General features: G+C 58.2%; 13 protein-coding genes and 11 pseudogenes. 8 read left to right on the top strand and 16 right to left on the bottom strand.

Annotated features, from left to right (window positions below; translation table 11 throughout):
- Positions 1-706: 706 nt before the first annotated feature.
- A complete protein-coding gene (locus tag AC0L2L_RS31170) occupies positions 707-2,140 on the top strand; it encodes a M20 family metallopeptidase (RefSeq protein ID WP_473583703.1) in 1,434 nt (477 codons plus the stop codon).
- A gap of 1,327 nt (positions 2,141-3,467) precedes the next feature.
- Here AC0L2L_RS31170 and AC0L2L_RS31175 read toward each other — a convergent pair.
- The 5 genes and pseudogenes from AC0L2L_RS31175 to tnpB (AC0L2L_RS31195) all read right to left on the bottom strand — a co-directional run.
- The gene (locus AC0L2L_RS31175) at positions 3,468-4,502 is read right to left on the bottom strand and encodes an IS110 family RNA-guided transposase (RefSeq protein ID WP_473583676.1); all 1,035 of its coding nucleotides are present in this window, start codon (positions 4,500-4,502) and stop codon (positions 3,468-3,470) included.
- Between the two features lie 94 nt (positions 4,503-4,596).
- Positions 4,597-4,845 (bottom strand): transposase domain-containing protein, encoded by a 249-nt coding sequence (locus AC0L2L_RS31180; protein ID WP_473583704.1) that lies wholly within the window; start codon positions 4,843-4,845, stop codon positions 4,597-4,599.
- Positions 4,788-5,228 (bottom strand): annotated as a pseudogene (locus AC0L2L_RS31185) (IS66 family transposase); the annotation flags it as partial. The gene AC0L2L_RS31180 and the pseudogene AC0L2L_RS31185, both read right to left, overlap by 58 nt.
- Positions 5,146-6,113 (bottom strand): annotated as a pseudogene (locus tag AC0L2L_RS31190) (IS66 family transposase). The pseudogenes AC0L2L_RS31185 and AC0L2L_RS31190, both read right to left, overlap by 83 nt.
- Positions 6,114-6,185: 72 nt before the next feature.
- Positions 6,186-6,413, bottom strand: a pseudogene (gene tnpB, locus AC0L2L_RS31195) (IS66 family insertion sequence element accessory protein TnpB); the annotation flags it as partial.
- A 180-nt stretch (positions 6,414-6,593) separates the two neighbouring features.
- Here tnpB (AC0L2L_RS31195) and AC0L2L_RS31200 point away from each other — a divergent pair.
- Genes AC0L2L_RS31200 through AC0L2L_RS31210 form a run of 3 tightly spaced genes read left to right on the top strand, consistent with a single transcriptional unit; the run spans position 6,594 to position 9,765 of the window.
- The gene (locus AC0L2L_RS31200) at positions 6,594-7,832 is read left to right on the top strand and encodes a site-specific integrase (RefSeq protein ID WP_473583677.1); all 1,239 of its coding nucleotides are present in this window, start codon (positions 6,594-6,596) and stop codon (positions 7,830-7,832) included.
- Positions 7,829-8,761 (top strand): tyrosine-type recombinase/integrase, encoded by a 933-nt coding sequence (locus tag AC0L2L_RS31205; RefSeq protein WP_473583678.1) that lies wholly within the window; start codon positions 7,829-7,831, stop codon positions 8,759-8,761. Before AC0L2L_RS31200 ends, AC0L2L_RS31205 begins: the two co-directional genes overlap by 4 nt.
- A complete protein-coding gene (locus AC0L2L_RS31210) occupies positions 8,758-9,765 on the top strand; it encodes a tyrosine-type recombinase/integrase (RefSeq protein WP_473583679.1) in 1,008 nt (335 codons plus the stop codon). Before AC0L2L_RS31205 ends, AC0L2L_RS31210 begins: the two co-directional genes overlap by 4 nt.
- A gap of 76 nt (positions 9,766-9,841) precedes the next feature.
- Here the strand turns inward: AC0L2L_RS31210 and tnpB (AC0L2L_RS31215) are convergent, their stop codons facing one another.
- The 6 genes and pseudogenes from tnpB (AC0L2L_RS31215) to AC0L2L_RS31240 all read right to left on the bottom strand — a co-directional run bounded on the left by tnpB (AC0L2L_RS31215) (position 9,842) and on the right by AC0L2L_RS31240 (position 15,523).
- Positions 9,842-9,961 carry an IS66 family insertion sequence element accessory protein TnpB gene (gene tnpB / locus AC0L2L_RS31215; RefSeq protein ID WP_473583680.1) on the bottom strand — a complete coding sequence of 40 codons (120 nt, stop codon included), beginning with the start codon at positions 9,959-9,961 and terminating at the stop codon, positions 9,842-9,844.
- An 857-nt stretch (positions 9,962-10,818) separates the two neighbouring features.
- Positions 10,819-11,006, bottom strand: a pseudogene (locus tag AC0L2L_RS31220) (IS256 family transposase); the annotation flags it as partial.
- A 236-nt stretch (positions 11,007-11,242) separates the two neighbouring features.
- Positions 11,243-12,664 (bottom strand): aldehyde dehydrogenase family protein, encoded by a 1,422-nt coding sequence (locus AC0L2L_RS31225; RefSeq protein WP_473583681.1) that lies wholly within the window; start codon positions 12,662-12,664, stop codon positions 11,243-11,245.
- Between the two features lie 114 nt (positions 12,665-12,778).
- Positions 12,779-13,743: pseudogene (locus AC0L2L_RS31230) on the bottom strand (aldo/keto reductase).
- A 184-nt stretch (positions 13,744-13,927) separates the two neighbouring features.
- Entirely contained in the window at positions 13,928-14,284 is a 357-nt protein-coding gene (locus AC0L2L_RS31235) for a non-heme iron oxygenase ferredoxin subunit (protein WP_473583682.1), read from the bottom strand.
- 21 nt (positions 14,285-14,305) lie between these two features.
- Complete coding sequence (locus AC0L2L_RS31240; RefSeq protein ID WP_473583683.1) at positions 14,306-15,523, bottom strand: NAD(P)/FAD-dependent oxidoreductase; 1,218 nt, start codon at positions 15,521-15,523, stop codon at positions 14,306-14,308.
- Positions 15,524-15,901: 378 nt separating this feature from the next.
- Between AC0L2L_RS31240 and AC0L2L_RS31245 the strand changes: the two genes are divergently transcribed.
- Together AC0L2L_RS31245 and AC0L2L_RS31250 are read left to right on the top strand one after the other, a co-directional pair.
- Complete coding sequence (locus AC0L2L_RS31245; RefSeq protein ID WP_473583684.1) at positions 15,902-17,317, top strand: aminotransferase-like domain-containing protein; 1,416 nt, start codon at positions 15,902-15,904, stop codon at positions 17,315-17,317.
- Between the two features lie 18 nt (positions 17,318-17,335).
- Positions 17,336-17,703 (top strand): annotated as a pseudogene (locus tag AC0L2L_RS31250) (3-methyl-2-oxobutanoate hydroxymethyltransferase); the annotation flags it as partial.
- A gap of 279 nt (positions 17,704-17,982) precedes the next feature.
- On the opposite strand, the pseudogene AC0L2L_RS31255 reads toward AC0L2L_RS31250, so the two are convergent.
- A pseudogene (locus AC0L2L_RS31255) lies at positions 17,983-18,709 on the bottom strand (Mu transposase domain-containing protein); the annotation flags it as partial.
- A 273-nt stretch (positions 18,710-18,982) separates the two neighbouring features.
- Positions 18,983-19,225: pseudogene (locus tag AC0L2L_RS31260) on the bottom strand (IS5/IS1182 family transposase); the annotation flags it as partial.
- A 1,147-nt stretch (positions 19,226-20,372) separates the two neighbouring features.
- Here AC0L2L_RS31260 and AC0L2L_RS31265 point away from each other — a divergent pair.
- Entirely contained in the window at positions 20,373-21,941 is a 1,569-nt protein-coding gene (locus tag AC0L2L_RS31265; RefSeq protein ID WP_473583685.1) for a carbamoyltransferase C-terminal domain-containing protein, read from the top strand.
- Between the two features lie 57 nt (positions 21,942-21,998).
- Here the strand turns inward: AC0L2L_RS31265 and AC0L2L_RS31270 are convergent, their stop codons facing one another.
- The 3 genes and pseudogenes from AC0L2L_RS31270 to AC0L2L_RS31280 all read right to left on the bottom strand — a co-directional run bounded on the left by AC0L2L_RS31270 (position 21,999) and on the right by AC0L2L_RS31280 (position 24,966).
- The gene (locus AC0L2L_RS31270; RefSeq protein ID WP_473583686.1) at positions 21,999-23,303 is read right to left on the bottom strand and encodes an amidohydrolase family protein; all 1,305 of its coding nucleotides are present in this window, start codon (positions 23,301-23,303) and stop codon (positions 21,999-22,001) included.
- A gap of 271 nt (positions 23,304-23,574) precedes the next feature.
- Positions 23,575-23,728 (bottom strand): annotated as a pseudogene (locus AC0L2L_RS31275) (IS630 family transposase); the annotation flags it as partial.
- Between the two features lie 246 nt (positions 23,729-23,974).
- Positions 23,975-24,966: pseudogene (locus AC0L2L_RS31280) on the bottom strand (IS110 family RNA-guided transposase).
- 199 nt (positions 24,967-25,165) lie between these two features.
- Between AC0L2L_RS31280 and AC0L2L_RS31285 the strand changes: the two are divergent.
- A pseudogene (locus tag AC0L2L_RS31285) lies at positions 25,166-25,318 on the top strand (IS110 family transposase); the annotation flags it as partial.
- Positions 25,319-25,558 lie beyond the last annotated feature (240 nt).

The following is a 25,558-nucleotide window of genomic DNA, read 5'->3' on the forward strand; positions in this document are numbered from 1 at the left end:
TTACGCAACGGCCGCTCCACGATAGTGACGGGCATTCTCGCGGCGTTGCTCGAACCGCACTACTGGCGTTCCGGCGTTGCCCCTTCGAATGAGTTTCGACTACGGCATCTGCGCGATCTAGGTTTTGCAAGTGTACTGAGTTGGCACTGTCATGTAGGGCCGCGATGATGCAGATTCCGCGTTAGCGTTCCTGGAGCCAATTGGACTCCGGCGATTCGCCTAACAAAAGTAAAGTATCGGATTAGCGCAGACAGACACTCATTATGGGGTCACGCTGCCATCGTTCCGAAGGCACCTATGGCGTTGTACTGATGCAATTTTTTGCTATCTGCATCTACCAACGCCTTGGAGCTTGATGCTTACTTTGCTTGGTGGAAGCGAGTGATCGAAAGAAGCCGGATGTAGACTAGCCGGTCATGGACAATCAGTCAGATCCATCGGCACTATTATTGTTCAATATAATTGGTGTTGGGGGCACTCTCGCTGGTCGCCGTGCCGCCTCCGCAATTCTACGACTACCGCCCGGACTCGATGTCCAATCCCTCGCTCGCAGCAGTAAGGTTGCAAATCTTTCATCCGGTGGAGACCAAAATTACTACAATTATGTCAACCTTGAAAGGTATATCTAAGTATAGAATGGATCGATGAGTGGGATAATACCTACCTGCCGAGAAAGATAGCTATGACCTCAGGGAATGTAGAAACTATGCAAAATGACCCTCTCAGCCTTGACGAAATCGTCCGCCGCGTGAATGCGAAAGCTGCCGACTACTGCGCCTTAAGCGACCGCATATGGGCAATGCCAGAATTAGCATTTGACGAGCATCGCTCGGTTGCAGAGCACATCGCTATGCTCGACCGAGATGGTTTTCGCATCACCAGGAATGTCGGCGGCATCGCAACCGCCTTCATCGCCGAATTCGGCGAGGGCAGCCCCGTCGTTGGCATCCTCGGCGAATACGATGCGCTTCCCGATCTTGCTCAAGTCTCAGGCGCAACTGAACCGAGCTCATCGACCGCGCGTGGGCCAGGTCATGGTTGCGGGCACAATCTTCTGGGCTCGGGCTCCGCGCTTGCAGCAGTTGCATTAAAAGATGCGCTCGCAGCTGAAGGTATTGAAGGTACAGTGCGCTTTTACGGCTGCCCTGCGGAGGAAGCTGGCGGGGGAAAGGCCTTTATGGCCCGAGCCGGCGCTTTTGACGATCTCGACGCTGCCTTATGCTGGCATCCAGCGGTGGTTAACGAAGTGCTGACGAAGTCCTCGAACGCTGCAAAGTGGGCGCGTTTCTCCTTTTCCGGCCGGGCGGCGCACGCGGCGGCGGATCCCCATTTGGGACGCAGCGCGCTTGACGCAGTCGAGTTAATGAATGTTGGGGTCAACTACCTGCGCGAGCACATGCCCTCCAATGCTCGCGTTCACTATGCCATCATCAACGCCGGCGGTGAATTCCCCAACGTAGTGCAGGCGTATGCTGAATCATCTTATTCTATTCGTTCTCCGAGTGTGCAAGACGCTGAGCGGGTGTTCGCGCGCGTGCAAAAGATTGCAGACGGTGCTGCGCTTATGACCGAGACATCGGTTAAGGTGCAAATCACCGGCGGCTACTCCAACCTTTTGCCCAACAAAGCGCTTTATGACGTGATGTATGAAAACATGCGCCGTATCGGCCCGCCCCCGTTTGACACAGCTGACTATGAGTTCGCCAAGGAGCTTCGCAAGAGGGCGCTGACGGACGAAGATGCGCTGGCAAGCGTCGTGGGGCGCGACGTTTCGTTGAAGAACAATATCCTGCACGATAGCCTCCTACCATTGGGGACAGACCCAATCGAGATGGGCTCGACAGACGTGGGCGACGTCAGCTGGATCGTGCCGACTGCACAGTGTCAAACAGCCTGTTTCGCTATTGGCACGCCCTTCCACAGTTGGCAGCTCGTCACCCAAGGCGATTTGCCTGCGGCCCACAAGGGAATGATATTGGCTGCCAAGGTCATGGCTTCCACGGCGGCAGATTGTATACGCAATCCAGAAATCATCGCTCGTGCAAAGGCGGAGTTGAAGCAACAAACGGGGGGGCGGCCATACCGCTGCCCAATACCAACGGACTTATCGCCCAGTGATTTGCGTGGGAAGGCACCATAAAGCCTCGCTCGCAATATTCGCTCACCCGTAAAGCATCGCACGGGCGTACAGAGAAGCTCTGGCTGAACTGCTCCCTAATGTCCACAAGGCTGGCGTGCCTAGTGACGAAGGATCCCGAGACGGAAGACGGAGGTAAGAGTTTGTCTTGAACGCTGTCGAGCCATCATGTGATCACGAAGCCCTAGTCCAGTTGTGTCGCACTGCATTTAACTGCGACGACTTTATCGCGGAGAGCGGTAAACATCGCTTTCCCTCCGAACAAAGCGACGCTGATGGACTACGCTGACCTAACAATACGTATTCGACCCCAAAGAAATTACCGGTCGCGGTTAGTCTCTGGCCGGAGCGGCTGATTGCTGATGATATTCTGAACTGCCCGGCGCGCACGGCCTTGAGCCACAGATCCAGATCTCCGAGCCGTTCAGCCGCACCGTGGCCCATCGCGCTGTAAGGTCTTCACCTACGACGTGCTACATCCGCCCTGCCGGAAGTACCGTAAGCGGTGCGCCAAGGCACCTCGCAAGATCGTCTTATGATGCGTCTATGGTAGGTCAGCCGTTAGTCGGCGCGCCGGCGGCGATCACTGCGGGTTGCCATAGCGGGTGACGTAATGGAGTTCGCGCAGGGCGGGGATGACGAGGGCAATGTCTTTGTACGCCTAACGGCCGTGGGTCGATGCCGCCACCGGGCTTGGTGGTGAAGCGGGGCGCATAATCCTGCGGTCTATCGAACAAGCGTCTGGTTGATCCGGTTGTGGATCCTGGCGACGCTGGCAAACACGGCGTGATCGGTTGCAGAGCCTTTGGCCAGGACGTCGCGCGGCAACCCATGACCGGGCACATCCAGTCTTGCGGGTCCGGGTAGCGCGGCCCGGTGACCGCCGCCGTTACGAAGCCATCCAGCGCCGACATGGTCCGCACCAGCGGGCGGTTGGTCTTGGCAGCCCTCCAGGCCTCGAGCGCCTCGTCCGACAGCGCCATGGCATCGAGCGCGCTCATGCCGCCAACGGGAGCGGCATCTCTTCGCGGCGCGCCCAGTTCCATATGTGGACGGCTCCCACTTGCAAGTGTTTTTTACAGATATTTTTGATCGGATCGCTTGCTTCCATATGTACGGCCTTTGTGTGTGGTCGCACATGACCACCGGCCAAGATGGTTTCCGCAACGCATGTTCCTAACACGGCAACGACCTTAAAAGGCCAATGGAACTGACGGAGTATCACGCGTCTTGGATCGATCGATCGCACCATCTGCTTTTCTCTTGCAAGTTCACAGCATCAGCTCAACACGGTAGCTTTTTTATCGTGCTCGCCGTGGTGGCCAATTTCCTAAATTGCCTGTGTATGTCCTTCCGGTCGCCGGTACGTTTCGCCGCTCACCATAAGCTTCCAGGCAATTCGGGCGATCTTGTTGGCGAGCGCCACCGCCACCAGCTTCGGTTTCTTCCGTTGCAGGAGTTCGATCAGGCATCGGGAAGTATGTCTGCTTCGACCTGTTCTGACATGCTGAAGAAGGGCAGTTGCGCCAACCACCAATATGCTCCTCAGCATTTCGTCGCCAGCACGTGTGATCACCCCCAGTCTGACCTTGCCTGCGGTCGAATGGTCTTTGGGCGTCAGTCCTATCCAAGCGGCAAAATCGCGACCCGACTTGAACGTTCGGGGATCTGGGGTCTTCATCATCAAAAGCGATGCGCCGACCGGCCCGACGCCCGGAATTTCGGCCAGGCGCCTGCTGCATTCATCGGAGCGATGCAACGCGATCAATTTTTCTTCGACGGCTTTCGTTTCGGTAAGCAAGTCTCGATACTCAACGCCGTGCATGGCAAAAAGCTCGCGGGCCAGTTCAGGCAAAGATTTATCAGCCGCTATTCGCTCCAATAACGGTTCGATCCGGCACATGCCGGCGGCCGCGACGATGCCAAATTCCATGGCAAAACCGCGAATGGCGTTGGCGAGCTGCGTCCGATTACGGATGAGTCTCTCTCGCACGCCGACCAGCATCAACGCCGCCTGCTGGTCCGCAGTCTTCACCGGCACGAACCGCATGGTGGGTCGGCTCATCGCCTCACACAAAGCTTCCGCATCCGCCGCGTCGTTCTTGCCGCGTTTCACATAAGGCTTCGCCAACTGAGGCGCGATCAATTTCACCTCGTGACCGAACGAACCTAACAACCTCGCCCAATGATGAGAGCCACCGCAGGCTTCGAGTGCGACGGTGGTCGGTGGTGCTTTCTCGAAGAATTTCACCATCTCCCTACGCGAAAGCTTCTTGCGCAGGATTGGTTGCTCGGCTGCGTTCACGCCATGCAATTGGAAACCGCTCTTTGACGTATCGACACCAATTCGGATAATCTCTTCCACGGACGGTCTCCCTCGATTGAGCTTTCAACGAACTCATTCTGCCACATCGCGATGCCGTTGGGAGCCGTCCACCCCAACATGGCATCAGCTCGTACTAGCGCGAGGCTGGCCAGTCGTTCTGGATGCGCTCAGTGACATCGGCCATGTAGGCTTCGGCATCGACGCCGCAGAGCTTGCAGGTCTCGATGATGCTGAGCACGACCGCTGAGCGCTCGGCCGCGCGAAGCTGCCCGAGAAAAGCCAGTTGCGCCTTCCGACCGTAAATCCACGAATGGCCCGCTCCGCGATCAGGTTGTCGGGCTCGAGCTGGCCATCGTAGAGGAAGCGATTGAACGCTCGCCATCGCTTGGCGCCGTAGGCGAAGGCCTTGGGGATATCGGCATGGCGCGACAAACCCTTGCCCTGGCGCATGAGCTGTCGTCGCAGCGCGCGGACCAGTGGTCGGGTCCGCGTTCGTCGTGCGGGCAATCGTTCGGCGGGCTGGAGCCCCCGTATCTCTTCCTCGATCCGGTAGATCGCCTGGATACCAGCCATCGAAGTCGTGCTGAGCTCGGTCGGCAGGCTGTCGTGAACGTCGAATATCTTGCGACACAGATGGGCCAAGCAGGCAGCTTCTCGAATGGCGCCAACCTTGTAGAGCTGGTTATAGCCGCTGAATCCGTCGGCCTGGAGCGTGCCGGCCAATCCGGCGAGCTCGCTCATCACGCTCTCGCCGGCGCGGCCCATGGTGCGCGATACCAGGCGATCGGCGGCTCCTGCGAACCCGAGTTGCGGTCGTCGGCGACATAAACCCAGAGCGCGCCTTGTGTGTCTTGCCCGTGCTGGGCGCCAGGATCGGAAGCCGCGTGTCGTCGCTGTGAATCTTACTGTGGGTACGGCCGATCTCACGGATGCGATTGTAGATGGGATCGAGCAAGGCGGCGGCGTAGCCGGCGCTGCGCGCAAGCGTGGATCGCTCGATTCGACGCCCTTGGCGGCCATCATCTGGGCCTGACGGTAGAAGGGCAAATGATAACCCCACTTGGCCATCATGATATGGGCGAGCGCGGCATAGCTGAGCTTGCCGCGTGCAATGGCCTTGGCTGGTGCGAGCGCCTGGATGATTCTATCGCAGGTCCGGCAGCTGTACTTGGGTCGAATGGTCTCCATCACCTGCCAGGCCTGGGCGACCAGATCGAGCATCTCGTCGCTATTTTCGCCCATGGCGCGCAGATCGCCGCCGCAGCCCGGGCAGCATGTGCAAGTCAGCTCGCGAACGATCCGATTGCGCGGCAGGTTCGGGTTGAGCTTGCGCACTGGCAACACTCGGACCTTGTCGGTGTCAGCGACGATAGGCAGATCGAGATCGGGCACGCTGGCGGCGAAATCGGTCTCGAGATCTTCGAATTCGAGCCGCATCTGGCCCAGCTTCTCGGACGAGCGGCCGAAGGCCTTGCGGTTGAAGCGATCGATCCGCAGCTGCAGGCGATGGATGCGAAGCGCGGCCTCGGCGCGCTCTCTTCGCAGCTGCTCATCGCGTTCGGCGATGGTGGTGTCACGGGCGGAAACGGCCGCCTCCAGAAAGGCGATCCGGGCGAAGAAATCAGCGATTGAGGGAGCTTGTTCCGACACCCAAATTACATACCCGAAAGACCTCGTCTACGGAAGCAAAACCGACACAAAATCAATGAGAAAGGACCGAATTTAGCCGGCCAGACGCGGTCGATAAATCTTGTTCGGCCGGCGCCAGTCGATCCCCTCCAGAAGCAGCGAAAGCTCCGCCTTGGTCAGCGGCACGGCGGCCTGATCCTTGGTGGTTGGCCACGCAAAACAACCCTCAGAAAGCCGTTTTGTAAAAAGGCAGAACCCCTGGTCGTCATGCGCCAGAATCTTGATGATATGACCCTTGTGTCCACGGAAGCAGAAAATCGCGCCGGTGAACGGTTAGGTGGCGCGCCACCTAACCGTTCTTATGCATCGGGTGAGATTTTGTGGCGGAGCCGTCCTGGCGCCAGCCGGGGTCTGCCAAATCTGGAATCCTCCGCCACATAATATTTCATGCCTCTCTGACGGACGCGGGATCCCCCTGCGCCGCAATGCTGGAGGGGCAATATGCTTGACTTCTATTTTTCGTATCGTGGGGTACTCAAGCGCCTGCGTAGCGGTGCGCTCGGCGGCGAGATGGATCGCCTCGCGGAGCATTTTTTCACGCTCGGTTATAAGCGAGCGTCCGCCAAGATTTACCTGAGCCGGATTGCGCGCTTTAGCCAGTTTGCCGCGACGCGCTCTAGTCCGATGCCGATCCATCAAGATGTCATCGATAGCTATTTGTCCACGTTTATTACGGATACTCCGCGCATTGGTGCAGTATCGGCGCTAGGACACGCACTGCGAGTGGCTCCGGAGCGATTCATTGCTTCCGTTCCCAGTGTAGATGCTGACCCGGATGCTCCGCTTCTGGCTTCCTTTTCGGACTATCTGCGCAAGGTGCGGGGCCTGGAGCCGAAGACCCGCGAAGGCGTTCTTCTGGGCGGCCGCCGCTTTCTGGATTGGTTCCGCCATCAACATCCCGGCCAGGAGCTCGAGGCGTTGACGGCTGAGCAGGTCCTTGCTGCTGTCGAGCATCGGCTGTCACTATCGGCGACCTCCAGCAGCCGCACGGCAGCGACTTCTCACATTCGAACATTTCTTCGGTTTTTGTATTGGGCTGGCCACCATCGCCAAGATCTCGCCCGCGTTGTCCCAAGGACGCCCTCTTGGCGTTTGGCACATTTGCCGCCGCGCCTTGCATGGGATGACGTTCGGCGCGCAATCGATGCGACCGGCGCAACGACGCCGGTCGATATCCGCGATCGAGCCGTCCTGCTGCTGCTCGCCACCACGGGCATTCGCAACGGCGAGCTACGCGCCATTCAGCTGCAGGATATCAACTGGCGAGCTGGCGAGGTTTTTGTCCGGCGCACCAAGGGCAAGCGTGATCGCGTGGCGCCGCTCCTCGAGGAGACCGGCGCTGCGCTCGCCGACTACATCCTGCGCGCTCGACCGAAGGTGGATAGTCCGTATCTGTTCCTGTCCTTCGCGCCGCCGCTGGGGCCATTCAAGTGCGCGTCGCCTGTTTCGAGGATCGTGCGGAAGCGGTTGCGGCATGGCGGGGTCGAACTCGGGCGGGTCGCAGGTGCGCATCTCCTGCGCCACAGCCTTGCCACCCAGCTCGTCAGGCAGCGAAGGCCAATCAACGAGGTCGCCGATCTTCTTGGCCACCGGAGCATCAACACAACGGCGCTGTACGTAAAGGTTGCGGCCTCGCAACTCGCCGAGGTCGCACTCCCCTTTCCGGGAGGCACGGCATGACCGCCTTTACCCGATTCCTCGGCGAGAAGGTCGAGCGTTACATCGAACTGCGCCACTCGCTTGGCTACTCTTTCAGCAAACAAGCTGGCACGTTGCGGGCTTTCGTCCGCTACGTTGAACGCGCTCAGTTCGATGCGCCCGCCACCCGGACGATGGCGCTGGACTTCGTCCTGTCGTTCGGCGGCGCCGCCAACAGCCGTACCACTCGTCACGGCGTGCTCCGCCGATTCTACGAGTATCTCGCCGTCTATGATGCCCAAACGGAGACCTTGGAGCGTAGAGTCTTTCCCAGATCCAGGGCGATTCCGCCGCCGCGGATCCTCAGCGAGTCAGAGTTGGCGTCGCTCATCGACGCGTGTGCGCGCATTTCGCCAGGCATCCCTCTCAGGGGGCGGACGATGGCAACGCTGATCGGATTGTTGGCAAGCTCGGGACTACGATCTGGCGAAGTGGTCAGGCTTGATCGTTCCGACGTCGATCTGACCAGCGGGGTTCTTCTGGTTCGGAAGACGAAGTTCCGCAAGGACCGTCTCGTTCCAGTTCACACGACGACCCAGGCTGCCCTTCGCCACTACGCCCGTGAGCGTGACGCCGCTTTTCCCACGCCCAAGGACCAGGGCTTCTTCCTCAGCTCTCGTGGCAACCGCCTCTCAGCGACCGGCCTACAAAACGGTTTTGCCAAGGTCCGCAAGCTCGCCGGCCTTGATGGCGGTAAGCCCTTAAGGCCGCACGATCTCAGGCACCGGTTCGCCGTGACGCGCCTCAGCTTCTGGCATCAACAGCGTGCAGACGTTCAGGCGTTGCTCCCGTTGCTCGCCACATATCTCGGCCACGCCAGCTACAGCGATACAGCTTACTACCTCACTGGTTCGGCGGATCTTCTCGCCATTGCGGCGGACCGCGCTTTCCTCGATGGAGGTGCAGCATGAGCGAACATCTGCTCCTGGCGCCGCTCCTGGAATCCTACTTTCGCCGGCGCTTGACCAAGCAGCGCAACGCCACTCCCGCGACTGTCGCGAGCTATCGCGACGCCTTGCGCATGCTGATCCTCTTTGCCGCCGCCAGGTTGCGGAAGAGGCCGGCGGCGTTGGTGCTCGAAGATCTCGATCGAGACCTCGTTCTCGCCTTTCTCGACGAACTCGAGGAGAAGCGGAACAACACCGTCGCCACGCGCAATGCCCGACTAGCTGCGATACGATCTTTCTTCCACCATGTGGCAGCGGCCGACCCGGCGTCCTTTGGTGTCGCGCAACGCGTGCTGACTATTCCCACAAAACGGGCGCACATTGAGGTGACGCGCCACCTCACCAACGCAGAAGTGGACGCAATCATTGCGGCGCCCGATCAGAGGACGCCCCGCGGTCGGCGCGACCGCTCGTTTCTGCTGTTCCTGGCGCGGACCGGCGCGCGGGTCTCCGAAGCCATCGGTGTCAATGCTGACGACCTTCAGTTGGAACGCCCGCGTTCGCAGGTGCTGTTGCACGGTAAGGGGCGCAGAGATCGCGTCATCCCCGTTCCTCAGGATCTGGCGAGAGCGCTGGCGGCCTTGTTGCGCGAACGCGGAATCGCCAACCACGAACCACGACCGACCTTTGTCGGCGCCCACAATGAGCGCCTGACGCGCTTCGGGGCGACCCACATCGTACGACGAGCCGCGGCCAAGGCAGTGGCCATAAGGCCGGACTTGGCCGAAAAGCCCATATCGCCACACATCTTCCGGCACTCCCTCGCCATGAAGCTTCTCCAGTCCGGCGTGGATCTTTTGACGATTCAAGCCTGGCTCGGGCACGCACAGGTCGCCACCACCCACCGCTATGCCGCCGCGGATGTCGAGATGATGCGCAACGGACTCGAAAAGGCGGGCATCGAAGGCAATTACGGGGCGCGCTTCCGGCCCACCGATGCCGTTCTGCAACTGCTGAACAGCATCTAAGCTAAAATATTATGTGGCGGAGGATTCCAGATTTGGCAGACCCCGGCTGGCGCCAGGACGGCTCCGCCACAAAATCTCACCCGATGCATAAGTGCGGGTCGAGCGCGAGCACCTGCTGCACCATCCGCGCCAGGCTGTTGATCCCGCGACGCATGTCGGTCGCGCCGCAGCAAAGGTAAATCCGGTCGGTCGGCACACTGTGATCAACTGGTCAACTCCGCCAGGACGATACGCAGCGCCGTCGGATCGACGGTCCCGTCGATCCGCAATCGCGCGCCGTTCGGAAAGGCCACGACGATCCTGCCGGCCGGGTCGGGCGATCGGCGAGGGGACGCTCGACCTCGGGCAGATCGTTCACTTCGATCCCGCGCGAAAGTTGCCATCGCCCGATCGGCCTCGAACTCGCCGCCGGCCATCTGCTTGCGCCAGGCATAGAGCTGTGACGGAGCTACGCCGAACGCTTCCAGCGACCTCGGTCACCGACGACCCGCCGCGTTCGCCAGATCGACCAACTCGCGCTTCTCGGTGCAACTCCACAGCCTTCGTTGCCGCACGCGCCCGGGCACCGTTGCAAGATCTTCGGCCGCCGCGGCACCGCTTAACTCGGCGATCATATCGCCCCTCGCATGTTCCAATGTCGTGGCCCGAAAAGTCCATGTTCATCGGCCTATTGCAAGGTGCCTTGGCGCACCGCTTACGACGGAACTGTCTTCAACGTCGCAGCCAAGACAACGACGGCAGCCGCTTAAGAAAGGGAGAACACGGTTTTGGGGCGGTCACGACACCAGGCCTTCCCGAAGCGAAGTCCCGTCGCCGGGACGATGGATCAGGTCAGACCGCAACTTCGGACGTCGGCATTGCGCCCACGCGGCTTGAGATTGGCTCGGCCTCATCCTCTTCAAACTCCATCAGGTGGCGGCCGTCGCGCCGACCCCGTACAGAAGCGAGACCCCGGCGATTTGGATGACGCGAAAGAGGGATTGACTAATCGAGGCCCGTTACAGAAAGATCGTAGTTGTGCTGTTGCCGGCGGGAGGATGCCGAAAGCGCCATGTCGGTCGTCATCCTCTTCTTGCCGTAGCCGTTGCGCCGGTCGCCGGCCTGTTCATTGCCATAGAGATGGTGATCCATCTCGGCGTTGAGAAACCGCTCTGCGGCCGCCTTCTTCAGATCGGAGAGGAGAAGGCCAGCAGCTCGCCGACAATCGCTTCAGGGGTCCTCGGTTCTTTGCGTCGGGCCATTTTGGGATCAGGACTCATTCTCATTTCTTCCCACTGGCCGCCCTGACACGGAATCTCTGATAGTCACTGGGACGCGGCGGAATGGGAAGATCCCGCGTCAGGCTTCGTGGGGCGGACCTCGTCGCCCATAGCTCGCGCAGTTTCATGCATTCCCTTGTGGTTAGCGACATCGCGACCGGCTGGATGGCAATGCGCGCCGCTAATGGGTTGCGAAGGGACGCTGTTGATCATCCGATTTAGTAGCCTGCGATCGATTTTGTCTCTAAGAAGTCTTCCATCCCGAATCTTCCCCATTCACGGCCGTTTCCCGATCTCTTGTATCCACCGAATGGCGCGGCAAAATCAGGAAACGCCCCTTGAATGTTGATACTGCCCGCTCGAATCTGCCGAGCAACGTTGCGAGCACGCTCGATCGACCCAGACGTAACGTAGCCGGCAAGGCCGTACGGGGTATCATTGGCGATGCGTATCGCGTGCGCCTCATCCTCGGCCCTCATCAGCACCAAAACAGGGCCGAAAATCTCTTCCTGCGCGATTGCCATATCGGACGTTACATCCGCGAAAATGGTTGGTCGAACATAATAGCCTTTATTCAGGCCCTCTGGCAGGCCTGTGCCGCCTGCGACCAACGTCGCGCCGCCCGCAAGACCGCTTTCAATCCACGTTTGAATTCTCTCCCATTGGGTCCGATTGACGACGGGTCCGTGGGTGGTGGCTACCGCTCGCGGATCCCCGACCTTCATCTGCTCCAAAGCCATTTTCGCTATGCGCGCGGCCTCCCGCATCTTGGCTGCCGGGACAATCATTCGACTGGGTGCGTCGCATGACTGGCCAGTATTGAGCATCATGTAGGCGACACCGCTAGCGACAGCCTGCTCAAGATCTGCATCATCCAAAATGATATTGGGCGACTTTCCGCCAAGCTCCTGGCTGACACGCTTGACGGTGGCGGCTGAGCGGATAGCGACATCTACGCCCGCGCGCGTCGAACCAGTGAAGGACATCATGTCGATGTCAGGATGCTCGCTCATTGCAACACCAACCTCAGGCCCTAAGCCATTGACGAGGTTGAATACACCGCGGGGCACGCCAGCCTCATGCAAAATCTCTGCGAAGATCAATGCGCAGCTTGGCGTATACTCAGAAGGCTTCAGGACCATGCTGCAGCCAGCCGCGAGCGCTGGCGCGACTTTGGCCCCGATCTGGTTCATGGGCCAGTTCCATGGCGTGATCATCCCCACTACACCAATCGGTTCTCGCAGGATCAGCGCCGAGCCGATTGTTTCCTCGAAGCTGTACTTCTCAAGAACACTGCGTATCGTTTCAAAATGGGCCAAGCCCGCTGCAGCGTGCTCTCTGTCTGCAAGCCCCAAAGGTGCGCCCATTTCGTCGGAAATGGATGCCGCAATGTCTGCAATCCTTGAACGGTAAAGGTCGATAACTCGCCCCAGGAGTGCGAGGCGCTCGTCGCGTGATGTGTTGGAAAAGTCCTTGAATGACCGTTTGGCTGCATCGACCGCCGCATCTACATCAGCCTTCGACCCGAGAGCTATCTCATACATGGTCTCTTCGTTTGCAGGATTGACTACGGCCATCCGGTTCGGCGACGCGGGCTCCGTCCATATGCCATCGATGTAGAATTTCATGCGCTGAACCATTAACCGCTCCTAAGTTTGATCGAATCTTTTGGGAAAATCAAAGACCGTCCGCGATTGAGATTGATGTGAATGTATCGCGTCGTGTGCTCTCGCTGCCGTCCCCGTCGCCTATAGCTAAAGTCCTGAAACTGGATGTGGCACGTACGGCGCCTCGAGCAATTTGACCTCATCTTCCGATAGCTTCACGCCGCCGGCCGCGAACGCGTCCTTGAGATGTTGCGGCTTCGTCACGCCGACGATGGGTGCAGGCACCGCCGGCTTCGAAAGCAGCCACGCCAAGGCAAGCTGCGCATGAGGGGGGCCCCGCGTTTGCGATAGCGACGTAAGACGGTCGACGACGATCTTGTCCGCTTCTTGCGTTCGGGCGTAATTGCCCGCGCTCAATTCGTCGGTCCGCCCGCGAAGGGTGTCTGGCTCTTCCTGCCAAGGTCCGCGCGAGACGCCCCCCGCAAGCGGACTCCACGGGAAGACGCCAACACCTTCGCTCTCGCACAGAGGGAGCATCTCGCGTTCCTCCTCGCGATAGAGGAGATTGTAGTGCGGTTGCATGGAGACAAAGCGGGTCCAATGATGCTTCCCAGCGAGGTGGAGCGCTTTGCAGAATTGCCATGCGGCCATTGAAGATGCACCAATATACCGGGCCTTCCCGGATTTGACGACGTCGTGTAGTGAGTGGAGCGTCTCTTCGATCGGAGCAGCGTCGTCCCAGCGATGGATTTGGTAAAGGTCGATATGATCGGTGTTGACACGGCGCAGGCCCCCCTCCACCTCCGCCATGATCGCTTTGCGTGACAGGCCATTTGGATCGGCCCGCATCGGGTAGTAGACCTTCGTCGCGATCACTACCTCGTCCCGCCGCGCATAATCATGGACAGCGCGGCCCAGGACCTGCTCACTCGCGCCGGCGCCGTACGTGTTGGCGGTATCGAAGGAATTGATTCCGCCTTCGATCGCGTGCTTGAGGATCGGTCGGCTCTGATCCTCGGTCATACCCCAGCGCCGCTCAAGCCGAAGCTCAAACAGCCAAGACAGATCCGAGAGACCTTGAGGCCGGTCCTTCCAACGTTGACGTAATCCACCCCATCCTCCCTACCTTGAGCTGGTCGATGCAATCCAAGGCTTACACGACCGAAGCGATGTCACAGATCTCCGATGGCACCTGGTGCGAAAGACGATCCCGTATGCCCAAGCGCTGTCATCGGCACTAGAATACGTGCGCGGGCACAATGTACAGCTTGCTTCAAACCCAGTTACGGCGCGACTTCACGCTACGGGAAGACGCACCAGGACCCGGCCGCCTTCCACCTTCGTCTCGAACACGGTGATCGGGCAGTCAGCCGGGCCTTGAACCACTTCACCGGAGGTGATTTCAAATTGGGCACCATGCAAAGGGCACTCGATAAGAGTCCCCTCCAGCCAACCGTCGGAAAGGAGAGCGAACGCGTGTGAACACACGTTGGTGGTCGCATATACTCTGTTGTCGATCAGGTAAATAGCAATCCGATTATCGTCGATTTCGACCGGCGTTACGGTATCCTCTTGAAGATCGGAAAGGGCGCAAAGTATAATCCATTCAGAATTTTCCAGCGCAGTATCTACGTTATTCTCTGTTGTTGTCACAGTTCACTCCGATTGCCGTAATTAACCAGCTGCCAGGTATAGGTCGGACGGATCGACTTCCTCGGCTCGGCTCATAATATCCGGCGATATGGGCCTGGCAGCCTTTGCATCTCGTCGGAGTTGCGTCATGTCACGACCAGGGTTGACCCCCACGGCACTGACAAAACGTCCATGGTCATCGATGCCAATCTCCAGCCACCGTTCGCTCGCGACGTCCCCGATACGATACAGGCGCGTCGCGAGGGCTGGCAGTCCGAGTGACTGGAGGGTTACGCCGCACTGATCGGACCAGAACCAAGGTAGGTCCTGATACTGTGCATCCAGACCGCACATGACTTGTGCGGCCACAACTGCCTGATTGCCGGCCACAGTCCAGCTCTCACTTCGTAGCCGCCGGTCAAACGCGGGCACAGGATAGTTAGTCACTTCTCCGGCAGCATATATTCCCGGAACGGACGTTTCGCAGCGTGCATTCACAACGATCCCGTCGGCGGTGTCGATGCCGGCGTCAGCGGCAATTTCCGCATTTGGCCCGATCCCAATGGCAATAAGGACCATGTCAGCAACGGCCGACCCTCCATCCCAAGTCAGAAGGACCTCGCCCTTTGAATTATTCGACATGCGCAGATTTGCACAGTTCAAGCGGAGCTCACCACCTTCGCTCGCGTGACGCGTCGCGACCCATTCTGACAAAGCGAGCGAGGCGCTGCGCGGCAACAGTCGCGGCGCCAGCTCAAAGACCGTTGTTTGACACCCCAAGCGGCGAGCGATCGCCGATACCTCCAGTCCTATAAAACCGCCGCCGACGACTGCCAGCCGTTTGCCACGCGCAAGAACCCCGCGTAATCGCAACGCGTCTGATTCAGTGCGCAAATAGTGAACTTGTGCCGGGTCCACACTGAAGTTCTCCAACTGCCGGACCCGAGATCCCGTAGCGATCAAAAGCTTGTCGTAGTGTTCCGGAACACCGTTATCAGTATGGACGATGCGTCGAAGGGGGTCGATGAGAGTGGCCTTCGTTCCATCCCGCAAAACGACGCCCTCTGCATATAACTCAGACCCTTTCAGAGTCGGCCTCTTGCCCTCCAAGAGAAAGTCCTTGGACAGCGGCGGTCTGTCATAAGGTGTCCCGCTCTCGCCATGAATCAGGACCGTGCGCTGCTCAGGACACAGCTCGGCGAGCGTTGTGGCAGCACGATGTCCTGCTAGTCCTCCTCCAATGATAACGACCGTTTCCATAAACCTTCCTCAGCGCCCGGCAACTTTGAACGTTACCAACATGACAAAAGAAACAAAAATCTGGAGATGCACCAGTGTCAAATTCCTACGAATTCGTTCAGCACAGACGGTCCACCAACCAAAGCAAAACGTCGAACCGCCTCCTCGCCAGAAACTGTGCTCCGCGGAATAGGTGGCTTTTGTGCATTTTGCCGGTCCAGAAGGATCCATATTGTCCGATCGCCGACTACGGCGGTGCAGAAGGCTCTAGCACCGCAACAGATCGGACTGCCACCCATTGTTCGTTTAGAGGTAAAACAGCTTTCTTGTGCAGACACCGCAGGTGCCCGTTACGACATGAACTCCAATCCTATGACCCAAGTTCCCAAGACGTCGGCTATGCGCCGCTACGAATTTGTCGTTGACCTCATCAAGCGCGGCATTCGCACGGGGACTCTGAGAGTCGGCGATCGCCTGCCGTCTGTCCGGCAGTTAAGCGAAGATACTGGTTATAGCCCGATGACAGTGCATCATGCATACGAGCTCTTGGAGGCTGAGGGGGTTTGCGAGGCACGGCCCCGGTCGGGCTTCTATGTCGTCGGTGTGCCGGCGCCGGCGGAAGATCCAGGGAACAATACCCACGATGTCGGTGGAGAGGCGGTAAGAAATCTGCCTGAGGCTTTGCTCCATATTTGGTATTCAAATCAGCTTGGCGCATTCGGCAGCTTCTACCCAAGTCCGGACCTATTCGACCGCAACGACATAGACCGGCTGTTACGCCAGCTCTTGCGCCAAGGCGAGACCAGGCTTGTTGGGTGCGATTCACCACAAGGCGATGTGCAGTTGCGACATGAAATTTCACGCCGCGCATCAAGGCGGGGAAGCGTCGTAGCACACGGGGAAATCGTTGTCGGCAATACCGGCATGTCGTGCTTCGACATGTGCCTCAATGCATTTACCAAGCCAGGAGACGTCATTCTTGTCGAAAGTCCTTCTTATTTTCCAATGCTGGCCGGATTGAACCGCAAGGGCCTCTCCGTGGTGGAGATTTATTCCCACCCGCGCTCGGGCATCGATCCCGAACATTTCCTGCATCTTGTCCGCTCTAATTCGGTTCGTGTGGCATTGCTTATGGGCTCCAATCACTATCCCACAGGCGTGACCTATTCCGAGCAAACAATGCGCCGTGTCGTGGAAATTGCTCGCCAACACCAAGTCCTGATTCTCGAAAACGACATGTTCAGCGACCTGAACTACGATGGCAGCAGACAGCCTTCGTTCAAACAACACGATCCGTCCGATATCGTGGTGCAATTCGGGAGTTTCATGGCCTCGCTCCCGCCAGCGTATGGATTGGGTTGGATCATTGCTGGCACCCACACACGACGTTTGATGACTCACCAGTATGCACATGGACTGAACGGCGGTGATGGTATTGTCCAGCGCGCGATCGCTACATTTCTGGCTACCCGTAGTCAGGATCGACATTTGAGGCATTTGCGCTGCACACTTGCCGCGAGAATGCGACGGGGCCTCGATTTAATCGCAGAACACTTTCCCAGTGAATGTGTTGTATCGCCTCCCGTCGGCGGGTTTATGTGCTGGGTACGAGGGCCACTCAGCTTCGATGCTACTGGCGCTTTGCTTCAAGCGATAGAATCCGACTTCAGTTTTCTCCCAGGTCCTATCTTCTCGATCGAAGCCTCCTTCCGAAACTTCGTAGCGCTTAACTTCTCGTTCCCATGGACCGCTCAGAACGAAACTTATCTGGCGAAACTGGGTGAGATGATGCACAGGTCGGTCGGTCGGCGATGACCATCAGACCGAAGCGTCCCTGAACAAGCCTTTCGAAACGCAGCTCGCTTGATGACGGAAACGGGTTGCGCGGCAGTCAAGATCGAGGGCGGAGTTCAAATGGCCGAAACGATCGCCTTCCTGACCGCGCGCGGCATCCCTGTAATGGGACATGTCGGCTTGACGCCGCAGGCGGTCAAAATCTTGGGCGGCTATTTGGTCCACGGCAGAGGCAAGGCCGGCGAACATATCGTCAAGGACGCTCTGGTCAAGCCGGCGCGTTTTCCGTCGTTCTGGAAAGGATCCCGGAGCCACTGGCTCGACGCATCACGGACGAACTCGCTGTCCCCACAATCGGCATCGGCGCCTCGGCCGCCTGTGACGGTCAAATCCTTGTCGTCAGCGACGGTTTCCGGCAGCCGAACGTGTGTTTCTACCGTAAGCGGTGCGCCAAGGCACCTCGCAAGATCGTCTTATGATGCGTCTAATGGTAGGTCAGCCGTTAGTCGGCGCGCCGGCGGCGATCACTGCGGGTTGCCATAGCGGGTGACGTAATGGAGTTCGCGCAGGGGGGGATGACGAGGGCAATGTCTTTGTACGCCTCGTGCTCGATGAGCTCGGTCGGCAGGCTGTCGTGAACGTCGAATATCTTGCGCCAGCGACAGGATGCCCATGGCCGAGCGCTATCCCTGTTCCGGATGCGGTCGGTCGCGCATCATGCGCTCGACCAGGATGGCGGCGTTGGGGCCAATCCTGGCCGCCCGGCTGATCAGGCGTAAGACCGTATGTCCGCTTCTGCCGGTGAGGTGTTAGCGAAGCGCTGGTGCGCCTTGGGCATGTGTTCGTTGACGGTGACATGGCCGGAATGCTGCGAGCGACGCACATGGCTGGCGACACGCTGGTGATCGTGGAAGATCTCGACCACTCGATGCGTAAGCCGCACCTCGACGGTGCGCCCGATCAGCCGGTGCGGCACCGAATAGAAGGTCTTGTCGACCTCGACATGGTATTCAGGATGGACCTTCGCCGACTTCCACTCGGCGTATTCGGCAGCCCGCTCGATCTCCTCGAACAGTTCGCGGCGGCTTTGGCCGACATGGCGCACCGGCCGGTTGTTAGATCCTCGAGCAGTTCGGCGATCGCCGCGTCGAGCCCGGCGATCGAGAAGAAGGATAGATTCCTCAGCCGCGCCAGAATCCAGCGCTCGACAATCAGCACCGCGCCTTCGACCTTGGCCTTGTCGCGCGGCTTTCGGCTTCGGGTCGGCAGGATGGTGGTGTCGTAATGCTCGGCCATCGCGGCAAAGGTCGCGTTCAGCGTCGGCTCGAACCACAGCGCCTTGACGACACCGGCCTTCAGGTTGTCGCACACGATCGCTCTGGTGACGCCGCCGAAGAAGGCGAGCGCTCCTACGATTTTCTGTGTCTCGGTCTAATCTAGCAGGCTGTGAAGAAGTGTCGTGTGTGGCCCCGAGAATGGCCTCGTCGCCGTTGTAGTAGGCGAAGGTGATCTCAATCGAACCGTCGTCGAGTAGTTCGGCGTGGCCGTCGCCGCTGATTTCGTTCATCTCGTCGCAACCGCCATCGATGGGTGTAGCTGACATCGAGACCGGCCTGCAGAGCGCCGATGTTGTTGTCCGCACCGATGATGCGCCAGCGGCCGATCAGCTCCCAGCCTGCGAGCCAGTCATCTCGGCACCGCCGTGAGCTTCGGCAGCCGCACCAGATTGTAGGCAGCCGCCCCGAAGCTGAAGCCCCATTCGCCACGATCACGGCCGCGGAACTTGGTCTTGTCCCGGCCGGCGACCGTCTTGATCCAACCGATCGCTTCTTCGATGCGCTTCCTGATGAGCTGACCGGCGGCATAGCCACCGAGCCGCGTCGTGCGCCCCTCGATAGCCGAACTACGGCCGCTGGTGTTCTGCGCCATCGGAAATGCCTTAGTGGTGCTCGACTCCGCACCCGACCGAGTCAATCAGGAGGTCAGACCAACCACGAGGCTATCGTATCCTGTGACATCACAAATTGCAGGATCGTTCACGGAATGATGGTTCACATGATCCGTAAGCAACACCCAAATTCGCCTTCTAACCCGAAGCCGTCCTTGGCCGAGTAGTTCCAAACCCTTGCCGCTTGATTGGCGTCGTGTCGGACCTCTCTGTGCTCCCAAAAAGCGTATTCGAGTGCATCCAAGGGTTGTGCGATGGCGCACAACTTGCCCCGATTTGTATATTGCACGGTTTTCGCAACTATTTAACAAAAACTTACCAATAAATGCTTTTACCAATTGGGACCTCGCCTGATATTCTCAGCTGAGTTGCAACGGCCGTTTGCAAGAAACTTGCGGCAGATATTGGATGTACAGCTTCTAAATGGAACAAAGGAATGCATGCCGACGTGAGAAAAATGATTGCCGAATATGAGGAACGTTGTCGGCGCGCGTCTGACGCGCTGCTTTCTCGCGCGGATTCTCTGCAGGCCGCTTTACTTTCGATTGGACCCGATTCTAGCCATTTCATAAATTCCTTTCTGAAGGGATCAAATGCGCGGTCCATTACTGAGCTGGGGACGTCCTACGGCTATTCAGCAATCTACCTGGCCGAGGCAGCGCGCGCGAATAGCGGGATCGTGACGAGTTGCGGTTTTGATACGGAAAAGCAAATCGGTCGCGAACGACATGCTGGGACGAGCCGGAATCGAGAGTCATCTTGTTTTCGGGAGATGCCATTGAAGTCATCGAAAGCTAAACGGAGGACTCGAGTTCTGTGTCATCCATTTCTGAAACTATTATGTTCCAGCGTTGATTCACTTTATCCAAAGCTCGTTCCGCTAGCCTACGTCATCTACGACCGGATTACTACTCCAGATCCGGTCGCTGGTGGGAGGTACCGCCAAAACATCCGCCTGGGTAAGGGCATCGACTCGATTGCCTACAGGTTTGGCGCTTAGAGCTATCGAGGCGGCTCGCAAGCTGATTTGTTCTATCGCAGAGAAATAGCCTAACTGCCGAGCGGAATTAAGGAAATTTTCGTTCACACAAGCGCATTGCGCCGAGGAGTAATAGAAACATGAGAATAATGTCGCTCAAGCCGGGCCATGATGGCTCAATTGCAGCATTGGACATATCAGCAGGCGAGCTGATATACTCATACGAGGCTGAGAAGGATAGCTTTCCCAGGTATTCGGCCATTAACCCAACGACTATCCTCGAAGCCGCCGGGCGCCTGGATGCTTTTCCGGACATCATTGCCGAAGGTGGGTGGAAAACGGGACATGCGGCAGGCTACTACGGCATAGCTCAGGGATCGGATGTTGTCGGGGAGAGGACCATTTTCGGCCGCAAGGTGCACTTCTATTCCTCGACCCACGAGCGCTCCCATCTCTGGGGCTCCTACGGTATGTCGCCATTCCCGGCCCGGATGCCCTGTTACGCGCTGATCTGGGAAGGACATTGTGGCGATTTCTACGAAGTGGATGAGTATCTGCAGGTGGTGCATCGGGGAAAAGTAATGGCGAATCCGGGTGAGAAATATGCTTTCCTCTATGCGCTGGCCGATCCGAAATTCACCTTGCCCACAGGAACGCGTGACGGAGACCCAGGCAAGGTAATGGCGCTTTGCGCATATGGGCAGGCCGGATCGCCCGACCGGGACGAGCAGGCGCTGATCGATTTCCTGCTTCCTAGCAAAGTGGACCCCTTGCCTAAGGCGGACCTGCAGAATTCGCCCTACTACAACATTGGCGTAACACATCAAAAGTTCACCAACCTCGCTAAGCGAGTTTCAGATGCCATCTTCGATACGTTCCACACTTTCGCGAAGAAGAACCTGACAAAGGGTTACCCACTGCTGATTTCTGGCGGGTGTGGATTGAACTGCGAATGGAATCGACGTTGGCTCGAAACAAATCTCTTTTCCGACGTTTTCATTCCGCCATGTACAAACGATACAGGCTCGGCGATTGGTACCGCAGTCGACGCGATGCGGCATTTCACAGGCAGTGCGAAAATCAAATGGAACGTCTATTCAGGTCAGCCTTTTACACTTGACGAAATTGACTGCACCGGGCTCGAGATATATCCACTCGACTATGGGCAGGTAGCCTCGGCGTTGCTCGGCGACATGGTGATCGGCTGGGTACAGGGGAATTGCGAAATCGGGCCGCGGGCGCTCGGCAACCGGTCAATTCTCGCGGCGCCTTTCGCAAAGGCAACCCATGAGCGCTTGAACCGCATCAAGAACCGGGAGGGTTTCCGCCCGATCGCGCCAGTTTGCCTGGAGGAGGACGTTGGGGTCCACTTCGACTTGGCACGCCCGTCGCCCTACATGCTTCTTTTTCAGAAGGTCCTCGATAGCCGGTTGGAGGCCGTCACACATGTTGACGGCACAGCGCGGGCCCAGACCGTATCGAAGGAGCAAAACCGACGCCTGTTTCAACTGCTTACCTCGTTCAAGGCGAAAAGCGGAGTCGGTGTACTTTGCAACACCTCGCTGAACCTTAACGGCGCCGGCTTCATTAATCGTACAAGCGACTTGCTAGCTTACGCTCGGGCAGCAGGCCTCGACGGATTTGTGATAAACGATGCCTTTTATCTCCTCAAGGAGACCCCCCTCACGCTGTCGAGCGGACAGAAAAAGGCGGCGTAACGAAGGAAATAGCCAAATAGTCACGGCTGCGAACAAGCTCAGCGTGCTGACGCAAAGTCAATTCGGCTTTGCTTTGGAGAACAGTTCTTCGGCATTCAAATGCATGAGACGGCTAATCAACTCGGGCACTGCACCTCGGTCGATCCAACCGCGATCAACTAAGGTCGAAATCGACTCCGCTATACCCCTGCGTGCGATCACGCTGTGGCCTACAATATTCTCCGCAACGGTATAGTCGCCCCCGAAAATGAGAATCTTGTTGGTAGGAACCGACACAAGGAATTCGGCAAGGAAACGAACGCATGCGACCGGGTTGATGATCCAAGCCCAACACAGATCGATATATGCATTGCTGTACTGCTTGCAAAGTGGGATATATTCATCTTGGTAGGGATAGCCAATGTGCATAAGTACAAACCGGATATCTGGATAGGACTGCAGCAATCTGCAGACGTCCTTCGCGTTCTCCCGCACTCTGGCTAGGGGCATGGAATCGTTGCCCGCATGGTATCCGGTGTGAATTTTCACAGGCAATTTGTAGTCCCGGGCTTTTCTTATGCAGTAGTGAAAAAGGTAATCCTCAAGCGCCTGAGCGCCTTCCGGGCCGATGCGTGGCCGGGCCGAGACGAGTGTCAAGAAGTGACGCTCGGCAACATGTCGGTCGACGTGTGCGAAGTTCAAGGCTCTATAATAGGCTCCTACGTACTTTAGTGCAACCGCCTTGTTTCCAAAGCGCTCGAAATAGCGATCGATCGCTGCCAGCCAATCATCGAAGGAATTGATCTCGACGCGAAGTTCTGATTGCACCTTCTCAATGTCTGGAAGGCTACACCGGCTCAGCTGCTCGATGCTGAGATCTTGCCGGAGAAGCGATGGCTGAGCGGTCTCCATGAAAATCCGCTCCACGGAGTTCACTTGGCATTGCGAGATACGACAAACGCCTTTCAAAATATACTCGTAGAAACCAGGCTTCTTTATCTCATGATACTTGCTGGCAAGCTGCTCTATGTTGTCCAGGGCGAAAGATTTGATGCCGTAGAGTTCCCTGATCGTGATTCTCAGCGACTGTGCGTAACCTGTATGTTGCACCCGATCCCAATAGGGCGAAACAATCTTGAACTTGTCAACTGCGGAAACCTCGGGGCAATAAAAGCGCTGCTCGTCGGCTGCGCTCATCCCGGCACAATGAAGATCATCCTGCAGGTAATCTCTGAACAGCAGAGACCAATCATCGCAGGGTAGAAGCCAGTCATTCAGCGGAGCAAGGCGCCTCGATTCTTCGACCAAATGCTCGTGCGTGTCAGCGAGATCAGTCTCTGAAACTTTATCATGAATCCAAGCCATGGTCTCGGTGCCAATCATCCTATATCAGGTCCATCCGTAAAAATCCCCAAATCGGCATCACGCGCGTCTAGCAACAGCTCGCTAAAACTATGCGCGTCACCACTACTCTCTAATGTTGAAGCAAGTCGACTGTTGAAGACGATGGCAGCTTTGTCAGCTCATTGGAATGTACAGTTTGCCCAAAAGTTGGCCATCACACTGATTGCAACCCTCTGCGGCGAAGAACGTCGGTCGTGGTCGTGGGAGCACGACGCGTAGGGTCGCGCCCCCCTCCTAGAGCAGATTCGACTTACTCCGGGTCATAGCCGGCTGCCTCGAAAGTGCCCGCATTCCTCGGCTGTGAAAGCTGCGAGGCAGTTGGCCATGACCGACCAGAGTTCGTCGATGGTTCGGGCTGCAGCCTTTCTGAGGAGAGCCTTGAGCTTCGAGAAAGCCATCTCGATTGATGGTGTTGTCTAATCGCCGCTGGGACGTCAAGCATGTAATTGCGTCGAGACGACGCTGCCGGGTGCATGGTTGTCTTCGCGGTCGACATCAGTCGCCGCATGATGGAGCTCCGCGGACGAGCCTTCAATGTGGACGACGCACTTTGCTGAGACAGCGGTGCAACCCCATCAGCGGAATGGCTCGGCTCACGTCCCGGCAGGGACGTCTCAGGCGCTCAGATCCTGAACGCTATTCGCAAGATTTCATGCTGTGGCGCCTGCATTTCGATCAAAGAACTCACCGGTCTTGAGCATCGAATGCATTATCACCGCCAGTTTGCGCGCCACAGCCACGGCAGCTCGTTTGAAGCCAACCCTCTCCCGGAGCTTGAGGCCCCACGTGCGCAGGCTGCTGTCGATCGAGCTGCGTGTCAGGATGACCGCCGCAGCCTCATAGAGAAGTCCCCGCAAATGTCGATCGCCGCGTCGGGATATATGGCCGTCATAATCGACTTCTCCCGATTGGTAGCGGCGAGTTGTCAAGCCGATCCAAGCGGCAACAGAGCGGGACTTCTTGAAGTTGCGGTAATGGCGCCGATGCCGGGGATCGACATGAGTATGCGGCATGCTTGGCTTTGACGTGCATCTGCGACAAGCTGGCGCCCAAGCTCGGCGGCACGGATGCGAATGCTGCGCCAGGCTTCCAACATCGGTAGCACGACAGGAGCAAGCTCGCTCTGATCGATAAGAAGGCTCCGGACATTCTTTTCGAATGTAGTTCCCTTACCGGCGGGAACGAGCAAGCCGAACGTTTTCATGATCCCTCGGATCTGGTTGGAAAGCTCGACGGTGATCCGAACCAGCCGGGTGCGTGCTGCCACGAGCGTGCGGGTCAACCTACTGTCGAAGCCTTTCACGCGCACCTCGCGAAAGAACCCTGCTTCAGCAAGACGCGCCAAACCATCGGCGTCATTCGCATCCGTCTTGTTCGCCGCCATATCGAGAGCGGCTTTGGCATGGCGCGCATCGATGCAGATGGCTGGCAATCCCTCGGCGCGCAGCGCATGATAGAACCAAACTGACAGCGGGCCGGTTTCGAACACGACGCGCTTTGCGGCCGGCGCCCGCTTGCGGACAAGCTCGGCAATGATCCTGGGATCAGATGCGCACTTCCCGCGCCAGATCCGTTCGCCTTCACGGCGGATCGACACTGCCGTCTCTTTCATCGACACGTCGAGACCGATATGTTCTTCCATGGCTGTTCTCCGTTGATGCTGGGCCCGGCGTCCAGTCGTGAGCCCGTATTTCATCTTATCGGGGAACAGCCACCCTTCAGGAACATGATTTGGCTCTCAGGGCCGCCGCTCCGGCGATTACCCCATGTGGATGGCTCCTGATCTCGGCGTCGCATTGCGCCATAGTCGGGCTGTCATTGTCCCGTTTGGAGGAGCATCCATGTCGGAACTTGCCACAGCCGGTATCGACCTCGCAAAGCGCGTCTTCCAGATTCATGGTGTACACGAGAACGGTCGGGTTCTCGTGCGCCGCCAGCTTCGCCGCAGCCAATTGCTCGCGTTTTTCCAGAAGCCTCCGCGATGCCTAACCGGCGCGCTCGCACATACCGTCTCCTGGTCGACCAGCACGGTGTCGACGAGGCGGCACATCTCAACCGCACCGACCTTGCCGAGGCAGACCTCGGCGACCATACGCTCGAAGCCGGCACGCGCGACGCCGCCGGCGGCAGAACGGCCGAGATCGTCGTCGATCGTCTCGCGAGACCAGCCAAGCGCCGTCAGGCGATCGCGCATCGCATGTTGAAGCATGCTGCTCTCACGATTGTGCAGGACC

It is taken from the genome of Mesorhizobium sp. WSM4832, from assembly GCF_055811115.1.